The organism is Siphonobacter curvatus (assembly GCF_002943425.1).
Classification (GTDB): domain Bacteria; phylum Bacteroidota; class Bacteroidia; order Cytophagales; family Spirosomataceae; genus Siphonobacter; species Siphonobacter curvatus.
On the sequence record NZ_PTRA01000001.1, the window covers coordinates 2517220 to 2537590 of the forward strand.

The 20371-nt window shown below is 48.5% G+C and carries 13 protein-coding genes; all 13 read right to left on the minus strand.

Annotated features, from left to right (window positions below; translation table 11 throughout):
- Positions 1-21 precede the first annotated feature (21 nt).
- The 13 genes from C5O19_RS10475 to C5O19_RS10535 all read right to left on the minus strand — a co-directional run bounded on the left by C5O19_RS10475 (position 22) and on the right by C5O19_RS10535 (position 20369).
- Positions 22-792 carry a TatD family hydrolase gene (locus tag C5O19_RS10475; protein ID WP_104711939.1) on the minus strand — a complete coding sequence of 257 codons (771 nt, stop codon included), beginning with the start codon at positions 790-792 and terminating at the stop codon, positions 22-24.
- A gap of 92 nt (positions 793-884) precedes the next feature.
- On the minus strand, positions 885-1610 hold the full coding sequence (locus tag C5O19_RS10480; RefSeq protein ID WP_176454127.1) for a SanA/YdcF family protein: 726 nt from the start codon (positions 1608-1610) through the stop codon (positions 885-887).
- Between the two features lie 61 nt (positions 1611-1671).
- Positions 1672-4290 (minus strand): DNA gyrase/topoisomerase IV subunit A, encoded by a 2619-nt coding sequence (locus C5O19_RS10485; protein ID WP_104711942.1) that lies wholly within the window; start codon positions 4288-4290, stop codon positions 1672-1674.
- 257 nt (positions 4291-4547) lie between these two features.
- Positions 4548-5183 carry an NUDIX hydrolase gene (locus C5O19_RS10490; protein WP_094808943.1) on the minus strand — a complete coding sequence of 212 codons (636 nt, stop codon included), beginning with the start codon at positions 5181-5183 and terminating at the stop codon, positions 4548-4550.
- 189 nt (positions 5184-5372) lie between these two features.
- A complete protein-coding gene (locus C5O19_RS10495) occupies positions 5373-6944 on the minus strand; it encodes an NAD(P)/FAD-dependent oxidoreductase (protein WP_104711944.1) in 1572 nt (523 codons plus the stop codon).
- 158 nt (positions 6945-7102) lie between these two features.
- Entirely contained in the window at positions 7103-8233 is a 1131-nt protein-coding gene (locus tag C5O19_RS10500; RefSeq protein WP_104711945.1) for a glycosyltransferase family protein, read from the minus strand.
- Positions 8234-8343: 110 nt separating this feature from the next.
- On the minus strand, positions 8344-9825 hold the full coding sequence (locus C5O19_RS10505; RefSeq protein WP_104711947.1) for an FG-GAP repeat domain-containing protein: 1482 nt from the start codon (positions 9823-9825) through the stop codon (positions 8344-8346).
- 79 nt (positions 9826-9904) lie between these two features.
- On the minus strand, positions 9905-10828 hold the full coding sequence (locus C5O19_RS10510) for a sugar phosphate isomerase/epimerase family protein (protein ID WP_104711948.1): 924 nt from the start codon (positions 10826-10828) through the stop codon (positions 9905-9907).
- Between the two features lie 178 nt (positions 10829-11006).
- Positions 11007-12797: a RagB/SusD family nutrient uptake outer membrane protein gene (locus C5O19_RS10515; protein ID WP_104711950.1), complete on the minus strand. Its 1791-nt coding sequence runs from the start codon at positions 12795-12797 to the stop codon at positions 11007-11009.
- 15 nt (positions 12798-12812) lie between these two features.
- Complete coding sequence (locus C5O19_RS10520; RefSeq protein WP_104711951.1) at positions 12813-16412, minus strand: TonB-dependent receptor; 3600 nt, start codon at positions 16410-16412, stop codon at positions 12813-12815.
- Positions 16413-16645: 233 nt separating this feature from the next.
- A complete protein-coding gene (locus C5O19_RS10525) occupies positions 16646-17737 on the minus strand; it encodes a FecR family protein (protein ID WP_104711953.1) in 1092 nt (363 codons plus the stop codon).
- Between the two features lie 156 nt (positions 17738-17893).
- Positions 17894-18499: an RNA polymerase sigma factor gene (locus C5O19_RS10530; RefSeq protein ID WP_104711955.1), complete on the minus strand. Its 606-nt coding sequence runs from the start codon at positions 18497-18499 to the stop codon at positions 17894-17896.
- A gap of 358 nt (positions 18500-18857) precedes the next feature.
- On the minus strand, positions 18858-20369 hold the full coding sequence (locus C5O19_RS10535; protein WP_104711957.1) for an FG-GAP repeat domain-containing protein: 1512 nt from the start codon (positions 20367-20369) through the stop codon (positions 18858-18860).
- Between the last annotated feature and the right edge of the window lie 2 nt (positions 20370-20371).

A 20371-nucleotide genomic window follows, 5' to 3' on the forward strand; every position in this document is an offset into this window, starting at 1 on the left:
TGGGGGGATATGCGGAAAACCTTACTGAATCAGTTGCAAAGCATTGGCGGTCGTCTGTTCGATAATAGTCTGGACGGGTACCTGCTTCAAATCTGCGATTCGCTGGGCAATCAGTGGCAGGTAACTGGGTTCGTTACGTTTGCCCCGATACGGTACCGGAGCCAGGTAGGGTGCATCCGTTTCCAATACCAGATGTTCCAGCCCTACTTCCGGAATTACTTTATCCAGTCCACCGTTTTTAAAGGTCACTACGCCGCCGATGCCTAAGAGGAAGTTTAATTCCACGACTTTCCGAGCTTCTTCTACCCCACCCGAAAAACAGTGAAAAATACCCCGCAGATTCGGATCATTATGCTTTTCGATCAGTTCAACGGTTTCCCAGAAGGCATTCCGACAGTGAATAGCGATGGGTAACTGGTACTGCTTCGCCCAGCCAAGCTGCCGGGAAAAGGCTTCTTTCTGTTGCTCAGCGAAGGTGGTATCCCAATAGAAGTCCAGACCGATTTCACCAATAGCAACAAAGGCATCCGCACTTTTTTCCAGCCATTCCTGCATGATTTGTAATTCCTGCTCCACATTTTCCTTCACGTAGGTAGGATGCAGACCAATCATGGGTCGACACTGGCCCGGGTAGGTACGAGCCAGCTCCATCATGCCGGGTATAGTTTCAGAATCACAATTAGGTAACCAGAATTCCGTTACACCAGCCGCCAATGCCCGTTCAATCATGGCAGTACGGTCGGTATCGTATTGCTCATCGTACAAGTGAGCGTGTGTTTCAATGATTTTCATAGGGTACTAAATTCCCGCAAAAGTAACAAAACCCGAACCAACGGCCCGGGTTTTGTGGAGATAAAGGTTTGTTTCGGTCCGAAAGAAACCTTTTATAGCGTATCGTCCATTTTCCGTTTCCGGCGTTCATTTTCGATGGGCTGGTTCGTTTTGGCAAACGAGGGATTCAGGAAAAAAACATCCATTACCGCTCTAGGTCGGGCCAGATATTCCCTAACCAGCGTTTTCAGTGAATACCCGTTCGGCACATCCTGAGCCGCAAAAGCGACCGCATCTACCCCCAGTTGATCGGCTAAGAATAAGGCCCGGGCGTTATGAAAAGGCTGTGAGATCACGGTAACGTTTTTGTGCTTAAACACTTCCCGGCAACGCACAATGCTATCGTACGTGCGGCGTCCCGCAAAATCGTGCTGAATGATATTGGCTGGTACGCCCAAATTCACCAGAGCGTCCTCCATATCCCGGGGTTCGTTGTAGTATTCCGAATCGTTGTTACCGCTCAGAATCAACACTTTTACTTTACCCTCGTGATACAGCAGGGCCGCCGCTTCCATGCGATGTTTGAAAAACAGATTTTCGCGACCGTTGGCAATGTATTTACTCGTACCTAATACCAGCCCCACATCGTTGGTGGGAAGCTGTTTGATAAAGTAATAATTCTTTCCCTGCGTACTCAGGACGACCCAGGCATTACAGAGCAAAACCAGCATTAAAACCGCAAACGCTCCTTTCATCGCCCACTTGGTAATTCTGGCTACCCAGTAAGCGGTGGTATTCACGCGACGTGAAGCCCGGAAAAGAAGCGTTCGGTCTACCATACGAAAATTTGTCTAGCACCGGATCTGGCTGGCTTGGCTTCCCTAAGCTCGGAAGCTTTGCCTAACCAAACAAATCTAATTGATTAATCGGAGCCGTGTCATCCTGTTCTTCAGTAACTTTTTCTTCGGAGGAATGTTCAGGTTCCGCTTTGGTTTCAACCGGAATCTTTTTCACTTCCTGAGGCTTTTCCACCGGCTTTGAAGCCAGCGTTTTCACCTCGACCACTTTATGGGACGAAAGCTTATTTCCCAAGGCTTTCCAGCCCCGTACTTCCACGAACTCATCCACGGCCACTTCCTCTTTCTCGACAGGTCCTTTATCTTTCTCTTTCGTAGCTACCTCGATCCGGGGATGGGCGTCTACGCTGGCCATCAGCAATTTAGAGCCTTTCGCCTCACTGATAAACTGGAATTTCTTATCGATCGTAGTCGTTTCGATGTGGAAACGCTTCACAAAATGATTCTTCTGAGCAGCGTCGTAATGAACCGCGGAGATCACCGTTTCCGGGGTGTATTTGGTCAGCACCAAGATCTGATCCTGCTCGTAACGATTCGTCAGCTCAAAGCTGGTCAATTCGTAATTGCCATCTTTGTACACCACCAGGATGGAGTCTTTCGCTTCGAAATTCCCCAGGTACTGCCCCCGGTTATCGCGGTTGAGGCGGCTGATGGTCGCATCGTACCAGATGTCTACGCCACCCAGCGTGGATACTCCCGTACGCTTGAGTTCAACTTTACGAACCGGGAATTTCGTCACCTGATTTCCCAGTGCTTCGCGGTTTTTGATGGCGAGTTTAGCAAAATCCCATTCAAACTGCTTCACCTTGGCCGTACAGGAAGCCGTAAGCTTGATCTCTACGGTTTCCGCTTCTCCGTTGTCGTTAGCCGTAAACCAGAGCAATTTAGACTTTGGATTACCCGCCGTCAGGTCATATTCCCGATCACGGGTTACGGCCGTTACACAGAACCGTTTCGCATAGGTAACTCCGGATTTGGAATCGCTGTAGATCAGATTGTATACCCGGCGATCATCTCCTTTGCGGAATATACTGCAGAAAATAATGTCTTTCCCGACGAATACTTTTTCCTGTATTTTGGTCACCAAGCACTTTCCGTCGCGGCGGAAAACGATGATGTCATCGATATCGGAACAGTCACAGACGTACTCGTCTTTCTTGAGTCCAAAACCGATGAACCCATCTTCACGGTTGACGTACAGCTTGGCATTCGTCGCCGCAACTACGGCTACGGATACGGTATTAAAGTTTTTGAGTTCGGTTTTACGTTCGCGACCTTTCCCGTATTTCTTGAGCAGGTTTTTGTAGTAATCGATCGCGTACCGGGTCAGGTGTGCCAGGTGATCGAGCACTTCCGTCAGCTCATCATTCAGTCGTTTCATTACTTCGTCGGCCTTGAAGGCGTCGTAGCGGGAAATACGTTTGATGCGGATTTCCAGCAGTCGTAACAAATCGTCCTCGACAATCTCCCGATAGAAATTCTTTTTATAAGGCTTGAGCCCTTTGTCCACCGTGGCAATTACCGCTTCGAAGGTTTCGCATTCCTCGATTTTACGGTAAATCCGGTTTTCGATAAAGATTTTTTCCAGGGAAGAAAAGAGAATTTTTTCCTGTAGTTCGTTCTTCCGGATTTCGAGTTCCTGCCGTAGCAAGTCCTTCGTCTGCTTAGTATTAATTCGCAGAATATCCGTCGCGTTGGAAAAAACGGGCTTATCGCCGATGATGATACAGGCATTGGGCGATATGCTTACTTCGCATTCCGTAAAGGCGTACAGGGCATCGATGGTAATATCCGGGGATACGCCCGGAGCCAGATGCACGTGAATTTCCACGTTTCTTGACGTCAGATCTTCTACTTTACGGATTTTGATTTTGCCTTCATCGTTGGCTTTGATGATCGAATCTTTTACGGAAGTCGTCGTGGTGCCGTACGGAATTTCGTGAATGACGAGCGTCTTCTTATCCAGCTCGCGGATTTTTGCCCGTACCCGAACCTTGCCTCCGCGTTGCCCATCATTGTAATTACTGGCATCGATCATACCTCCCGTCGGAAAGTCCGGCAGTAAGGAAATCGAGTGCCCTTTCAGCACTTCAATGGAAGCTTCGCAAAGTTCAATGAAGTTATGGGGCAGAATTTTGGTGGAAAGCCCGACGGCAATCCCTTCTACACCCTGGGCCAGCAGTAAGGGGAATTTAACGGGTAGCGTAACCGGCTCGCGTTTCCGTCCATCGTAGCTCAGTTGCCATTCGGTAGTATCTTCGTTGAAGACGACTTCCTTACCGAAAGCTGACAGACGTACTTCAATGTACCGGGCCGCGGCTGCACTATCACCCGTATTGATATCGCCCCAGTTTCCCTGGCAATCAAACAGCAGGGACTTCTGACCAATGTTTACAATGGCATCGTAAATCGAGGCATCGCCGTGCGGGTGATATTGCATGGCCGCCCCAACGACGTTGGCTACTTTATTAAAACGGCCATCATCCAGCTCGCGAAGGGCGTGCAGGATGCGACGTTGTACGGGCTTAAATCCGTCTTCAATAGCGGGGACAGCCCGCTCCAGAATCACATAGGAGGCATATTCCAGAAACCATTGCTCATACAGCCCATCGACGGACATTTGCTGATGCAAGGATTCTTCCTGTTCGAGTGCTTCGGACATGGGTAAAAAACGGGTTCAAATCGAATGGGAAGCAGACCCCATTCGTGGGGTAAAACACTTGGTATTTTGAAGGATCTGCCCTGTTCATTCCATGATCCTTAATGTAACCATAGATGCTATCAGTAATTCAGATGAATCGTACCTTTTTTGCAGCAGACTGCTCTGCTCATGGGTAAAGATAGTGAATTTTAATGAATATTTTACGCCGCCTAACGCTTATCTCTTTAGAATTGTATACAAAATTTACTCATCTCCTACTACTGGGCTTCATGTACAACTACCAATAATTCGGCAATCATCATGGCCGTAGCACCCCATACTTTATTCTCCTGCAACAGGTAATAAGGAGCGTCGAAAACGAAACCTTTGGATTCGCGTTTTTCGGTGCCGAGAATGCCTTCATTCATCATCTCCATTAATTCTACTTCGAAGATCATATCGACTTCTACGGGGTCTGGATAAAAATCAGGGCGATACGGCAGGGTTCCGACGACCGGTAACACCCAGAAGTTACTGGGTGGAATATACAATTTGGTGAGTGAGCCCAGGATCTTCACGTCACTGGCTTTGATTCCAATTTCTTCCTGAGCTTCGCGTAAGGCCGTATGAATCAGACTTTTATCGGTTCGTTCCATGCGTCCACCAGGAAAAGCCATCTGACCGCCGTGCACCCCTTCGTACTTAGGCCGAAGAATCAGAGGCAGGTAGATATTACCCAGATACTGGTAAAATAAGATCAAAACGGCACTTTGCCGCGTACGTTCATTGGGCTGGATTTTGAAGCGAGTCCGGCTGCCGGAAGCCATTTTCTGATGGGCCAGTTCACCCGGCAGCGGCTCTTGCAATCGCTGGCTGAGTGACTGGGAGAATTCAGAGAAGGTTGCCGTAGTCAGATTCATATTGGTGAGGAAATTTCGGGGTGTGCCCTGCAAGATACGTCTTCCTGACTGAAATCAGCACATACTTTGCGGAACTCACCCGTGGTTTGGGTACATAAGTTACTGAAACTGTTCGGATTCGGGCACTCATTTTTTTATCTTGACTTTTGATCCCCGAAAACCATTCCCCGCCCGTTTTCCGGCTTAGCGGCGGTAACGATCGACCAGGGCTTCAGCACAACGTTCGCCATCTACTGCCGCCGAGACAATCCCTCCGGCGTATCCGGCCCCTTCTCCGCAAGGATACAGTCGTTTAACCTGTACGTGTTCATAACTTTCGCGATCCCGCGGAATCCGTACGGGTGAAGACGTTCGGCTTTCTACGCCAATGAGCTGACCTTCGTTGGAGGCATAGCCCCGCATGCGTTTGCCAAATTCCTGTAAGCCCAGCTTCAGGGGTTGAGCAATGGTTTCGGGTAACAGGCTCGATAAATCCAGAGCGACCAGTCCGGGCTGATACGAAGTCTCGTTCAGCGAGGACGATACCTTACCCGTCAGGAAATCCTGTACCCGCTGGGTAGGTGCCAATTGTGTTTGCCCCGCCGCCTGACAGGCTTGCTGCTCCACTTCCTGCTGATAGCGGAGTCCGGCCAAAGCCCCGTGTTTACTGTATTTTTTCCAATCGGGCTCGTTGACGGCTACCACCATGCCTGAATTGGCGAAGTAGGAATCGCGGCGGGAAGGCGACATGCCATTGACGACCAGCTCGCCGGGAGCCGTAGCCGCCGGAACGATAAAACCACCTGGACACATACAGAATGAAAATACGCCCCGTTCAACACCCTTGTACTGCGTTTGAGCGACCAGACTGTACGAGGCAGCGGGCAGAATGCCCCGATCGGGCCGGTGGTACTGCAACTGGTCAATCAGTGACTGCGGGTGTTCGATCCGCACGCCCATCGCAAAGGGCTTGGCTTCCTGCAGGATGCCCCGTTTCTCGCAGAGTTCAAAAATATCCCGGGCAGAATGTCCCGTTGCCAGAATGACCCCCAGGCCCGTATAGCTTTGCCCATCAGCGGTAACAACGCCCCGCATTTCTCCTTTTTCCAGGACAAAATCGGTAACCTTGGTTTCAAATTTGATCACTCCCCCCGCCTGAAGGATTTGCTCGCGAAGGGCGGCCACGACGTAGGGTAACTTGTTGGTACCAATGTGCGGGTGGGCCTCCACCAGAATATCTTCGACGGCCCCATGATTAACCAGAATTTCGAGGATACGCCGAATGTCCCCACGTTTTTTGGATCGGGTATAAAGCTTTCCATCGGAATAGGTGCCCGCCCCGCCTTCGCCAAAGCAATAGTTGGATTCGGGATTAACCAGATGCTCTTTATTGATTGCCGCCAGATCCCGGCGACGAGCCCGAACGTCTTTGCCACGTTCGAGTACAATCGGACGAACGCCTAGTTCAATGAGCCGCAAAGCTGCAAAAAGTCCCGCCGGGCCTGCCCCCACGACAATTGCCGTTGGAGCCTGGCTCACATTACCGTACGAGAATTCGTACTGACGTTGCGGTTGGGGTGTTTCGTTGATGAAAACTTCGGCTTCGACGTTGATTTTCACCTGTCGACTTCGTGCATCGACGGACTGCCGGGTCTTGCGTACCTGCCAGTCGCTGGCCTCCAAGGGTAAGCTAAATTCATCGGCAATGAACTGCCGAAAACGGTCCGTATCCAGAGCAATTTCGGGCTCTAGTACGTAGGATACTGTTTTTTTCATGTGTTGGTAAGGTAGTTAACCTTAAAAGGGTTTTGGGTTTTGATTTGGCTTCCTTCGTTGTTTCTCTTCCCCGCTGCTTCAGATTTGTAAGCCGGAAGAGCGGTCTAAGCAAAGAGCAACAGTAACGCTACACACAAAACCCTATACTCAAAACTCCACTAAATCAATTTTTCTATGCTTTGATACGCCTGATCGACCATTTCGTTGAGTCTGCGGGAAACGAGTCGGGCCGAGCGTTTTTTATCTTCAATTGCTGAATGAGTCAGTGAATCTAACACCTGTTTCACCTGAGAATCCAGATCTTCGTCGGTATTGATTAACCAGGCAGCATCCCGAAGAAGTTCCCAGGTATCCGCTTCTTTACTACCGCAAAAAAGAATGGGTGAACCCGAACAAATGGCACTCACGGCTTTGGACGGTACGGCAATGTGCGTCCACTGCGGCAAGAGGCTCACCAGCTGTACATCCAGCCAGTGTAACTGGGCCCGGGGAATGTTTTTTAGCAGGGTAATGCCCGGTTTACCTCCAGCTAGCTTCAGTAAGCGTTCGGCTTTGGTTCCGTACAGAGCCAGGATGAGTTGCTGTTTCTCCGGATTAAACTGACGAATGACACTTTCCAGAAATTCTGCCGAATGAGCCTCCCCTACATTGCCAGCGTAACCCAGGTAAATTTTGGTAGCATCCGAATGCCAGTCGGGTCGGGTTTCATCCCTGGACTGATCCACCAGTACGCCACAGGGTAACAGGATGGTGGGAATGGACTGCTGGTAGTTACGCCGCAACAGCTCCGCCTGATTCGGTCCCAGAGCAATCAGGGCTTTGGGAGCGTTCTCATAGGTTTTCTTGAGAATCCAGCGGTACAGGCGGTTGGTTGGTTTGATTTTCCCGTCGGCGGCAAAACCTTCCGGAAATAAGTCCATACTCCACAGAATCCAGTTTTTCCGCTTTAAAAACAGCGAAGCCCAGAACGGAAGCAAAGGCGGACTGGTCATAACCAGCAAAGGCCCTTTCTTTAGCTTTCGTGCTTTTCGAATTAGCAGAAACCCATCGAGCGGTCCTGCAATAAACCGGAACAGTGGGTTTTTCCCTTCGTAAATCGTCGATACGGCGTGCGTATGGCCGACGGGTTGCCGGACGGCTCCGCCCCCGTCGTACATACGGTCAATATGAACAATGTGTACCTCAACGCCATATTTTTCAATCAGTACCTGAGCTAAATCCCAGGCCGATTCGCCCGTTATCCCGGGATTGGGCGGATAATGGCGGTTGACAATGGTAAGTGACTTCATGCTGGGGAAAAACCATCACTGCCGCGTTTGTTCGGCAGACGTATGATTTGCAAAAATAACAGCTTCCTCGGTTTCAGCGGAGATTTTCCAGTCAAAGCCCGCAAAGGCGGTCACTTCCTGGTCTTATTTCGTAATACAATGAAGGGCAACTGCATATTCCAGTTAGGCTTATAGTCATCCTGATTGTTGAAGCCACGGCTATAATTGCCCAGTACAATATCCAGATCGCCGTCACCATCCCAGTCCTGAGCGTCCATACAAATCCAGCGACCGTAGGCGTGAGCGGGTACCGCATGCGGCACGAAATGGCCATTGGCCTCCTGCTCAAAGTAGATGAAACTTTCTTCAGGCGTACGTTTGAAATCGGCGAAAAAGGCAATGGTCGCCAGATCCATGTCGCCATCCTGATCGAAGTCGGCGGCTATCACCTTGGTACTGCCGTTAACGGGATAAAACCACTGCTGTTTAAATTTGAAATCCCCCTGATTGATGAAGGTATATACCCCATGGTAAGGTTTGAGTATCTTGGAGTAATCGCTGTTGTCACCGCTGGTGTACACTAAATCTAACTGACCGTCTTTGTTCAGATCAATCAACTGAAAACTGGTTGACCCCGCCAGGGGTAAAAATCGCTGTACGTTTCGGGCTTCAAACCCACCTTTTTGATCGTTCGTAAACAACCAGAGGCCTTCGTCCCCGTGGGCAAACAGGGCCATACAGTCGGGCCAGCCATCTTTATTAAAATCATCTACAACGACCTGCGTAGCTCCGGCCTCCGCCCGAATCGGCTGGGTTTGGTACGAACCATCGGCTTGTTGTACGGACAGATACAAACCTCCCTGATTGTGACCAAATCCGCAGATGATCCAATCCGTACGACCATCTTTATTGAAATCACCGGGTACCGATTGAATAGGCCGAATCAAGGCATTCGCGATGACCTTCGTCTTCTTCGTCCGCAAATCGACGTTCACCACCTCTCCCACGGGCTGATCTACCGCCAGTAAGGTACCAATCGTCGTAACGACTGCTTCCGTCGGACTCACAAAGGCCGCATTCACAACGGGAGAGTTCAGCGTCGCTGCTTCCGAACGACGCAAGGTTTTATCCCAGGCATACAGCGTTGGCTGCCCATTCTGCCCTGAGTAGATTTTTCCTTCGTGAAACTGTACCATAGTGGTCAGTGCCGATTCCGGAGATTCGCTGGGCTTTTCCAAAGCAAAAATGGACCAGTCCTGCTTTAACGCTTCTCTCGGAGCAGCCTTCAGACTATCAGGAGCATTTTTTTCGAAATAGGCCACCAGTTGCGTCCATTCGGCAAACGACAACGCTGATTTCTGCTGATTATTAGCCACCTGATAGTACTCGCCATTGGCCGTTGTAGGAATACCCAGTTTTGGAGCCATCGCGGGCAGGACGTGCTTGAGCCAGGTTTCTTTATCCAGTTGTTCAGGTTTGACGGGCAAATGACAACCCGAGCAATGGGTTGCTACCAGTTCGGCTCCGTCGGGTTCTTTCTTCGTTTCCGAAGTCGGACCGCAGCCCATCAGTAAACTCAAGCCTATCACCCAGAAACGGTGTACGTTGTTCATACGGAAAGAATAGCATTTGTATTCATTGAAAAATCCCGCCTACCCGAGAGGTTAGACGGGATTTCATAAACTAATGTATCTAAGCCAAAATCTTCGATAAATGCTCGTAACTGGTTTTAATACTATCCATCGATGGAGCCAGATCCTGCTCAACGAAGAAGTACTTCAATCCTGCTATTTTGGCCGCGGCGAAGGCGTGTTTGAAATCCACGACACCATTTCCTACTTCGGTAATGGCGTTTAGATCTTTTTTGATGTCTTTGATGTGCCAGAGCGGAAAACGGCCCGGATGCTCCTTGAACAAAGCCACCGGATCTTTACCCGCTTTGGTCGCCCAGGCCAAGTCTAATTCCATTTTTACTAGATCCGGACTGGTTTGTTTTAGAATGACTTCGTAGGGGGTCTTCCCTCCTTCAACCGGATCGAATTCCGTCGCGTGGTTGTGATACGCAAATTGCAGACCCGCCTTTTTGCTGGCTTCTCCCGTTTTTTGAAATACTTCGATGGAGCTATTAATCTCGTCCATTGTGGCGACGGGCGTACTGGCACACACCAGGTATTTGAGGCCCGCTTCGGCGGCATCGTCGACGAGCTGCTGGTAGTTATCCCGCAGGTTTAGCATCGGCGGGATGGTCATGGGTTTTCCATCCGAGCCCGTCGGTAGTTTCATCCCTGGACGCGGCTTGAAGGGTGCCCCTACGGCGTGGTGTGAACGCCATTTCATCCCTAGATCTTCTACTAATGCTTTAAATTCTTTCGGTTTATAACCGTAATAACCACCCCGACTACTAAACGCCGACTCGATCTCTTTGTAACCGATGGCGGCGATTTGCTTGAGCGTACCCTGAGGGTCTTTGTTCATCGGTTCAAATACCGTAAAGAGCTGTATGCCGATAGGCTTGGCGGCTAGGGTATGCTCTTTTGCCTGCGACAGAAACGGATAAACCGTACTACCAGCCAGCAAAAGACCAGCCTGTTTCAAAAAGTTACGACGTGCCTGCATAAGTGTTTGGGGTTTAAAGGATTCCATTACAAAATGGTCTATTCAAGTTAGACTTTTTGTTCTAATGAATACAGGTCAGTTATTTTTTAAATGAAACTTCCCGAAAGTTTTAAAGCTTTCGGGAAGTCTGTAACGCAGGTCCGGGATGGGCAACTCAAAACTCCCAACTCAAAACTCGCTAGTATCCCTGATTCTGTTTCAGCGTGGCCTGTCCATTTACTGCAGAAAGGTCAATTTGTCGCTGCGGAATCGGGAAATAATTGTTTTTGGGAGCTGTAAATCGGCCACCGATCAAGTCCGTAGTGATTTTGCTTTCGTACTGGATGTAATTATTCAGCGTTTGCTCCGCAATACCCCAGCGAGAAAGATCGAAGAACCGGTGACCTTCCATCGCAAGCTCCAGTTTTCGCTCGAAATAAATGGCTTGCAGAGCTTTGTCTTTTCCGTAGCCAGCAAAGGCTCCTGCCGGATACGGAGCTACTTTATAATTGGCAGCAGGAGTCGTCGAGAAACCAGCGGTTGGTTTACTTTCGTCCAGATACTTATACACTAGGCTTTCTGGCTTACCAGCCCGGCTCCGTACCTGATTTACGTAGTCCTGAGCTTTCGTAAGATTACCCAATTGGGCTTCTGCTTCAGCGGCCATCAACAAGACATCGGCAAAACGAATGATCAGTACATTGATCGCAGAACCGGGAGCCCAGGAACTCTGATCTGCGTATTTGTCCTGATTAGCCTGCCAGTACACGTTTTTTTTCGGAGAATATGGGCCTGCGTAAGGCTGGCTACGAATCCAATTCTGACCTGGGTGATTCTGCCAGTCCAGGTAGGGAATGCCCCGACGACCAACCGTCCAGTCTAGCCGCGGGTCGAGCGACGTAGCATCTGGAGTAAAGGGCTTATCGGAATCAATACCCATATCGTTCTTCACGGGCGTACTGTTGTAGCTGTCAACATAAGGTAATCCTGAAGCATCCGTACGGTAAGAATTCACCAGATCCTGACTGGGCTGGTAAAAGCCGCAGCAACGGAAGGGGCTATTATAGGGGAAATTCAGCATTTGGCCCCGGTTGGAGTTATCGATGTTATTGGTACCATCTTTAGCTACCATTTGTACAGCGAATACAGACTCCTTGTTGTTTTTTACAGCTGCATCAAAATTATCCTCGAAACGATCTGTCAGGCCGTATTTTAAACCATTTGAAGTTACTCCACTCGTTATTACCTGATCAAATACCCCCTTGGCATCCTGATACTTCTTCTGGTATAAATAGGTTTTGCCCAGATAAGAGGCAGCGGCCCACTTGTTTACCCGACCTACATTCTCCTGCGTGTTAGGCAGGTTTTCAAAAGCAAATTTGAAATCTGCTTCCATCTTCGGCCAGATATCCTCGGTATTAGGTTTGTAAAAATCCGCTGGATTCGGAGCCGTGTAGTTGGTGGTCGTCTCATCAATCCAGGGCACATTATTGAACATCTTCTTCAAATCAAAGTAATAATGGGCTCTCAGAAAGCGAGCTTCGGCCTCAATGGTTTTAGCCTCTGCTGCAGAAACGTCCGTGGCTTTTTTGAGATAATATAAGGTGATATTCGCCCGGTTTACTCCTTCGTACGAAGCCCGCCATTTACTGTTGAAAAATCCATTACTCGCGTTTTGGGTGTACTGCATGATGTCATTCATGCTACCCTGGTCAGCCCCATCACTACCTTTATGGGCATCGCCACCCGCTACACTGCCGTAAATCCAGTTGCCAGGAGCAACCTCCCAGGCACTCTGATCCGTGGCAGTGATACCATCCAGAACCGCGTAAGCTCCAATTAGCAGCGTTTGTACACCTGCCTTATTTCCCAACTGGGTATCATCAACAACCCCCAAAGCTGGCTGGTCTAAAAAACCTTTATCACACGAAAACGTGGTCAGACAAGCAGCCAAGACAGCCGTCATCTGGATATATCGCATTGATTTCATTGACTTTCCGTTTGTTTAGAATGACAAGTTCAGACCGAACAGGAATTGACGCTGGTTAGGATAAACCCCTTCATCAATGCCAAAAGAAGTGGTAGTAGCGAACGACTGATTTAAACTACCTCCCGAACTGTTGTTGGTATTGGCAGTGGTTCCGATTTCAGGATCCAGGCCCGAGTACTTCGTAATAGTGAAGAGGTTGGCTACCTGTCCGTACACGCGTAGACGGGATACACCAATTCTCTTCAGAAAATCGCCGCCGAACGTGTAACCGATCTGGGCGTTTTTAGCCCGCAAGTATGAACCTTTCTCTACGTAGTAAGAGTTGGGCACCTGGTTCGTACTGAAGGATCCGTTGTTTTCCTGAATAGGAGCTTTTGCATTGGTATGATCGGGCGTCCAGGAATCGTAGTAAGCCGTGTGGCTCTTCGCTCCTACGAAACTGGGATAGAAGTCCGTCCACCAGCGTACGTTGTTCCAGATGTCATTGCCCTGCACCCCGTAGAGGAACATTCCAAAATCAACCTTTTTGTAGGTAAATCCGATATTCAAACCATAACTGAATTTCGGATTAGGGTTACCCAGGAATGTACGATCGGCATCGGTGACCTGTCCATCGCCATTGATATCCGCGTACCGGAACCGGCCAATCGCCACTGCATCCTGGTACACAGCACTACTACTACCGGTACGCTCCCGAGCTAACTGATTAGCCTGATCGATTTCATCCTGTGAATCCCAGAATCCATCAATTTTGTAGCCGAAGAACTGACCAATGGAATGACCCGTAGCGTTGCGAACGATGTTACTACCATTGAAACGACGAGCTTCCTGATCAAAGTAGCTGGAGCCGTTTGATACTTTCAGGATTTTGTTATTGTAAGTAGTAAGGGTACCCGTCAGGTTAAATTTGAAATCGCTACTAATGGTACCATTGTAGGTGATAGCCAGATCAATTCCTTCGTTTTTCATGTTAGCAATATTCACGAAGGGAGCACTACCCATACCGACGGTTCCCGCCAGTTCGGGGTTATACAACAGATCCCGAATATCCTTCCGGTAGTAATCCAAGGTTACATCCACTTTGCCTTTAAATAAGGTAGCGTCAATACCGATGTTTGAGTTGATATTACGCTCCCACTTGGCGTCGGGGTTTCCGACCCGAGTGCGTTGGAAACCCAGGTTAATCGTGTTTCCACTACCGGTAATGTCATAGTACGATTGGCCGCGAATACCGCCGTAAGCCGTGTAGGCGTTTGCCGGATCTACGTTCAACTGATTACCCATTACCCCATAGCCTCCGCGAATTTTCAGATCAGTAATCCAGGGAATGTTTTTCATAAATTCCTCCTGGGAAATACGCCAGCCCGCACTAAAGGCCGGGAATACGCCATATTGCGTAGTCTTGAAACGCGAGGAGCCATCCCGACGAACCGTTGCGCTCAACAGATACTTACTCATCAGATTGTAATCCACGCGGCCAATTAGCGAAAACAGGGCATCAGCATAGCGGCTGCTATAGTTGGTAATGGTACCCGCACCCGTCGTAAGATTGGTGTAATTGGGATCAAACGAGAAATAACCCGTTGTAGTACCCCCTACATTACGGCCACGGTTAGCGTAGGCTTCCGTACCAACCAGCACTTTCAGCTCGTGCGTATTATTGAAATTATGCGACCAGGTCAGGGTATTCGTCCAGGTCCAGTTAAAACCGCTGAATGTGTTCTCAGTATAAGAGTTATTCGTTACGTTCTCTGAGTTTTCATATTCAGGAAATGCAAAACTATTGAACGCTCCCGAGAAAATTTCACCCCCGAAGCTACTCCGGGCTACGAAATCTTTCAGGAAATCAGCTTCAATGTACATGTTCCCAAACAAGCGATTTGACAAACCTTTGTTGTTACGGGCCCGCTCCTGAATAGCTACCGGGTTTTTAGCATTTCCTAACTGATAGCCATACGAACCTGCATAGTTTCCACGAATATCATACACTGGAATAATGGGCTGCATCCGGAACGACATCCCGATGGCACTTCCTTCCGTGAGTGCGTTTACCCGGCGGTTATCCGAAACCGAAAAGGCCAGGTTTTCACCGATCCGAACGTGATCACTGATGTTAAATTGACTGTTGGAACGAACGGTATAACGCTTGAGGTAGGTATTCAACAGCGTTCCCTGCTGATTGAAGTAACTCATCGAAAACAAGTAGTTCCCTTGAGCTCCTCCTCCACTTACGGCCAGGTTATGATTCTGAATCGAAGCTGGATTAAAGATTTCGTCAAACCAGTCGGTACCTTGTTTGTTAGCTTTAACGATTCGTTTAAAGGTATCGTAATCGTCCTTACTCGTATAATTTGGATTTACGTAGTACGTAGATTCATCCACCGTATTGGCTCCGGTTGGTTCCAGATAATTAGGTAATACCGGCGTAGCTCCGTTACCATATAGCTTATCATCAATGGCATTGCTAGATGTATTTCGCAACGCCCGGAATTTCAGATTGGCCATGTCCTGGGGTGAAAGAATATTCCAGACATTACCACTCTTCGGTGTTTGTACACCGTAATACGCATCGTACGAAACCTTGATTTTTCCGCTGCCGCGTTTCGTCGTCAGAATCACTACCCCGTTGGCCGCCCGCGAACCGTAGATCGACGCCGAACCGGCATCTTTCAAAATCTGCATGGAAGCGATGTCATTAGGGTTGATGTCGTTGATGTTCTGCGTCGGCACGCCATCCACTACGTACAAAGGCGAGTTATTACCGAAGGTGTTGATCCCGCGAATCCGGATTTGCGGAGCTTCCCCCGGCTGACCTGAACCCAGTACCGTCACCCCGGAAGCACGACCCTGTAACTGACTGGTAATTTGCGGCGAAGGCTGCTCCGTCAACTGTGATACGTTGATCACGGATACGGCACCCGTCAGATCCTGTTTCTTTTGCGTACCGTAACCCACGACAACTACTTCCGTTAGTTGCTTGGTATCGGCCTCCAGCGTAACGTTAAGAGAAGTCTGGTTCGCGATTTCTACTTCCTTGGTGGCATAACCGATGGAAGAGAAAATGAGCGTTCCCGATCCGTCCGGTACATTGAGCGAAAACTTACCATCCGCATCCGTACTCGTACCCGCCGAACCACCTTTCAGGCGTACCGTCGTACCCGGAATACCCGCACCAGCGGCGTCGGTGACGCGGCCGGTGATGACTACGGCCGGAATCGACATCAAACTACTGCTCCCCCCCATTCGGGTCGGAAGGGTGGTGATGTTGCGGCTTAGAATGATATTACCGCCCGAAACTTCATACGTTAATCGGTACGGCTGGAGTAATTGAGCAAGAACCCGATTCAGCGATTCATTTGTTACGGAAATCGTCACCTTACGATCCGCCTGAATGAGCTGGGAACTGTAGACAAACTTTACGTTCGCCAGGCGTTCCACGGCTTTCAAAGCTTCTTTGATGGATTGTCCCTGTATAGATAAGGTTACTTTCTTATTGAGCAGATCCTGGGCCTTGCCGTCATAGGCAAAACTCATGGTAAACAGGGACGTAGCCAGTACTAGTTGAATGACCGTGATTTTCATGAGTGTCAACAGTACCCTTTTCGTTTTTTTCATACATTTGAGGTGTTTTGTTGAAATGCGATTCGACAAAAAGAATCCACGGGCAACTCTTGCGGAGTTGTCATCACCTGGTAAGTGAAAGCGTGGAAAAAGTAAGTCGGCGGTGCTGGTAACACTGCCGATTTTTTTGGTAGGCGGTTAAGCTTTAATCATAGGCACGGGCTGGAGGTTTTCGTTGTGGGATAATCGTTTTAGTACTCGCGGAAGTCTGTTGGTTTATTAGTTATTCAGCAGCCTTTGCCGTATACGATAATCTGTCCATCCAGAATTTCGTAGCGGGCTTCAACTGCTTTACAGATAATGGTAAGCATCTCAAACAACGGACGGTCGGTAAAAGAAGCCGTCAGCGGGCATTTAGCCATTACTTCTTCGTCGTAGATAATATTGACACCATACGCCATTTCCAATTTACTAAACACTTCCCTCAACGCCGTATCACTAAATTCGAAATTGCTTACGGTCGCCTGCTGGCTAATGAGTTGAGGTTTTTTTACGATCTCCTTGACCAACTGAGGGTCCCCTTGCTGAAAAACAATTTGCTGGTTAGGCGCCAGAATGACGGCTTTGCGTTCCGTCTGAGGTGAAATTCGTACTTCTGACCGATTACGATGAAATACAGAAACTCGACCCGATAATACGCAAACGCTGGCTCGGTCGCCCTCGGCTTGGGCATTTACTACAAAGCTGGTTCCCAGCACTTTCGTTACTAAATCATTGGCGTATACGTAAAACGGACGATCCGGATTCCGTTTCACTTCAAATAAAGCCTCTCCTTGTAGATACACGATTCGCTTAGTTCCGCGGAAGGCGTGGTCGTAGCTCAGTTTGGCACCGGATTTGAGCACCACAGTACTGCCATCGGGTAAACGGATAAAAATAGGCTGAGTGCTCGTATTGACCTGTTCAGTCAGCGGACAGTGGCAGGCTTCTGTCAATTGCTGATAGGGAGTCACTTGCTCCTGTTGACATTTGTACCACGAAACACCCCAGCTAATGCCCGCTCCCAACCCGGCCAGCAGCCCAACTCCCGCCGCTATACGACGAAGTCCGAAGCCAATGATCCTTCGCTGGCGGGGTAATCGTTGCTGTACTTCCTCGACCAGTCGTTGTACCTCCTCATCCCTTAACTCGCGGGTAGGTTTCACTCGAATGGCTAAGGCCAGGGTCCGAGCTTCCTCCACCAGCTCTCGCTTGTGCGGATACTGATAGAGCCACGCATCCCACTGGGCCGATGATTCATTAGGAACTCCTCGTACCCAATCCAGAAAAGAATCGTCAGCCAGAAAATCTTCTATTTCATAATGACTGTATGATTTCATTGTTTCGATAGATTTTTTTGCTGGCTTACATGACTAGTATGCAGAAAGGCTAAAAAATCTACTGATCACAGTGTAAAAAAATATATAAAAAATTACAATTACAGTTCAACAATCAGTCAACCGTCTGATTATCAGTATTATTTAAAATGAAAAAAATTATTGAAATAATACAGTTAGAAGCAATAAGCCCAGACTTAAATAGAAGGGCATGTCATACCAGTTTTTGCGAAGACGGGCAATAGCTTCGTGGAGTAAATTGTAAACCGATTGCCGATTCATGTTCATGATAGCGGCAATATCTTCGTGAGGAAGCTCCTCGGAGAATTTCAAATATAGAATTTCCTTTTGCCGTTTCGGCAGGGTATTCAGCAGCTTTTCAAACTGTTCACGGGTTTCGGTAGCGTGCTGCTGTTCGACCCAGTGGTTTTCAACCGAAAATTCGAAGTACGTTTCCGGCTCCACGTTTTCCCAGCGGGTCCACTTGGCCTGCTCCCTAAAAATGCGTAAACGTAAGGCTTTGTAAAGGTAAGGTTTAATGACCGCCGGCTGACTGATGGTCGAGCGGTGCTCCCATAAATCAAAGAAGACGTCCTGAATACAATCTTTGATTAAGTCTTCGTCTAGTGAAAGTCGACTCCCGTATCGGAACAATATGCGGGAGTAGCGTTTCATGAGCTCCGAAAAGGCATGGGCGTCACCCGCTCTGAATTGACTCCAGAGTTCCTGCTCCAATAAATCGAATGGCTTTTCAGAGGAAAACATCGGGCACTTTTTGAACGAACAACTGAGCAAATGTAATTTTTTTCTCCAATCTCCATTCTTGAGACGATTATAAATTTACAATATTTTTTGTAACAAAACGATTATACGATATGCGTTACTTAGACACAATTCCTAGCCAATTGAACTGAGTAAGATTTTAATGCTTGAGTAAGGCTTAGAATTGATTCCGTACTTATTTAACAAAAACTAATACAAGTTGCAAACGCTGGACCGTATACGCTGTTTTACGACTTGTTAAAAATTCATTTTATTAAACAAACTACTCCGATTAACTTTATAATCTATACGCTTATATTGGCGAAAATCAGCCTTTAAATAATGAGTACTAGACTAATATTTACTGAACTAAAGACGCTCGTTTATTTAGCTTATTATGGGTCTTATTTTCAAGAATGATAAAAGGAATTTTTATACTCCAATGCGGTTGAATGTGGGGTAAGTTACGAAAACCTTTTGAAAAGTTACCGAGCACTAAATCCGTATCGCCGTCACCGTCCCAATCTTTGGCATCCATACAAATCCAGCGACCAAAAGTAGTAATCGGTGGCGAGTAAGGTTGAAAATGTAAGGGTTGCGTTTGTTTGAAGTACAAAAAGTTCTCCTGTGGGTGGTGTTGAAAGTCCGCAAAAAAGGCAATCGTAGCCAGATCGACATCGCCATCCAAATCAAAATCTTCGGCTAAAACTTTGGTAGCTCCGTTGATGGGATAAAACCAGTGTTTCCGGAATTTAAAATTCCCTTCATTCAGATAGATATACAGCCCATGATACGGCTTTAGAATCCGGGAATAGTCACTATTATCACCACTGGTATAAATCAGATCTAACTTTCCGTCTTTATTAAGGTCCACTAACTGAAAACTACTCGATCCGGCCAGGGGTAAAAATCGCAGCAAAGGAATTGATTTAAACCCACCCTTCTGATCATTTTGAAATAACCACAGGCCTTCATTGGCATGGGCAAACAGGACGATAGCATCGGGCCAGCCATCCGCGTTGTAGTCTCCCACCTCAATCTGCGTAGCTCCGGGCTGGGCCGTCAGTAGTCGGGTTTCATAGGTTTCGTCGGCTCGTTGGCTAGTCAGGTACAGCCCCCCCTGCGTATGTCCGAAGCCGGCAATCAGCCAATCCGTACGTCCATCGCGGTTGAAATCGCCGGAAGCTGTGTGAATAGGTCGGGGCATTTGTGGGGCTAGTACGGTTTGGTTAGAGCCCTTTCGGTGAATCAGACTTCCCGCCCACTGATCCTGAGCCCGCATGGTACCGATGCTGGTAGCGAACATTTCCGAGTCGGAACGAACGTGCAACTGTACTACCGGAGCCGGAAAACGAACCGAATCGATCCGATTCAAGTGCCGATCCCATTGTACCAGCATCGCATTGGTAGCCTGAGCCGAGTACACCCGGTCTTTTTCCAGATGTACCATCAGCGTGAGGGCCGTCGCGGAATCGGCGGGAGCGGGCTTGATGGCGAACAGGGAGTAGTCATTGCTGACCGGAACTCGCTGAGCGGGCAGTAGCGTATCGGGAGCGAACTGCCTGAAATAGTCTACCAATGTCAGCCATTCTTCGAAAGGTAAGGCAGCATTTGTTTCCGGGTAATATTCACCACGGGCGGTGGTGCCAATTCCTAATTTGGGAGCCATGGCGGGCAACACCTGCTTTAACCAGGTTTGTCGATCGAGTAATACCGGGTGAACGGCCAAGTGGCAGGAACTGCAATGCTGGTCCACTAACTGAGCCCCTTTTTCAGCCAGCAAACTAGAGCCTGGTCGACAGTAACTGAGAATCAGGACCAGGCTCAGCCAGCTCCCTAGCCGCATAATCCATTGAGTAAGCAATCGAATCATAC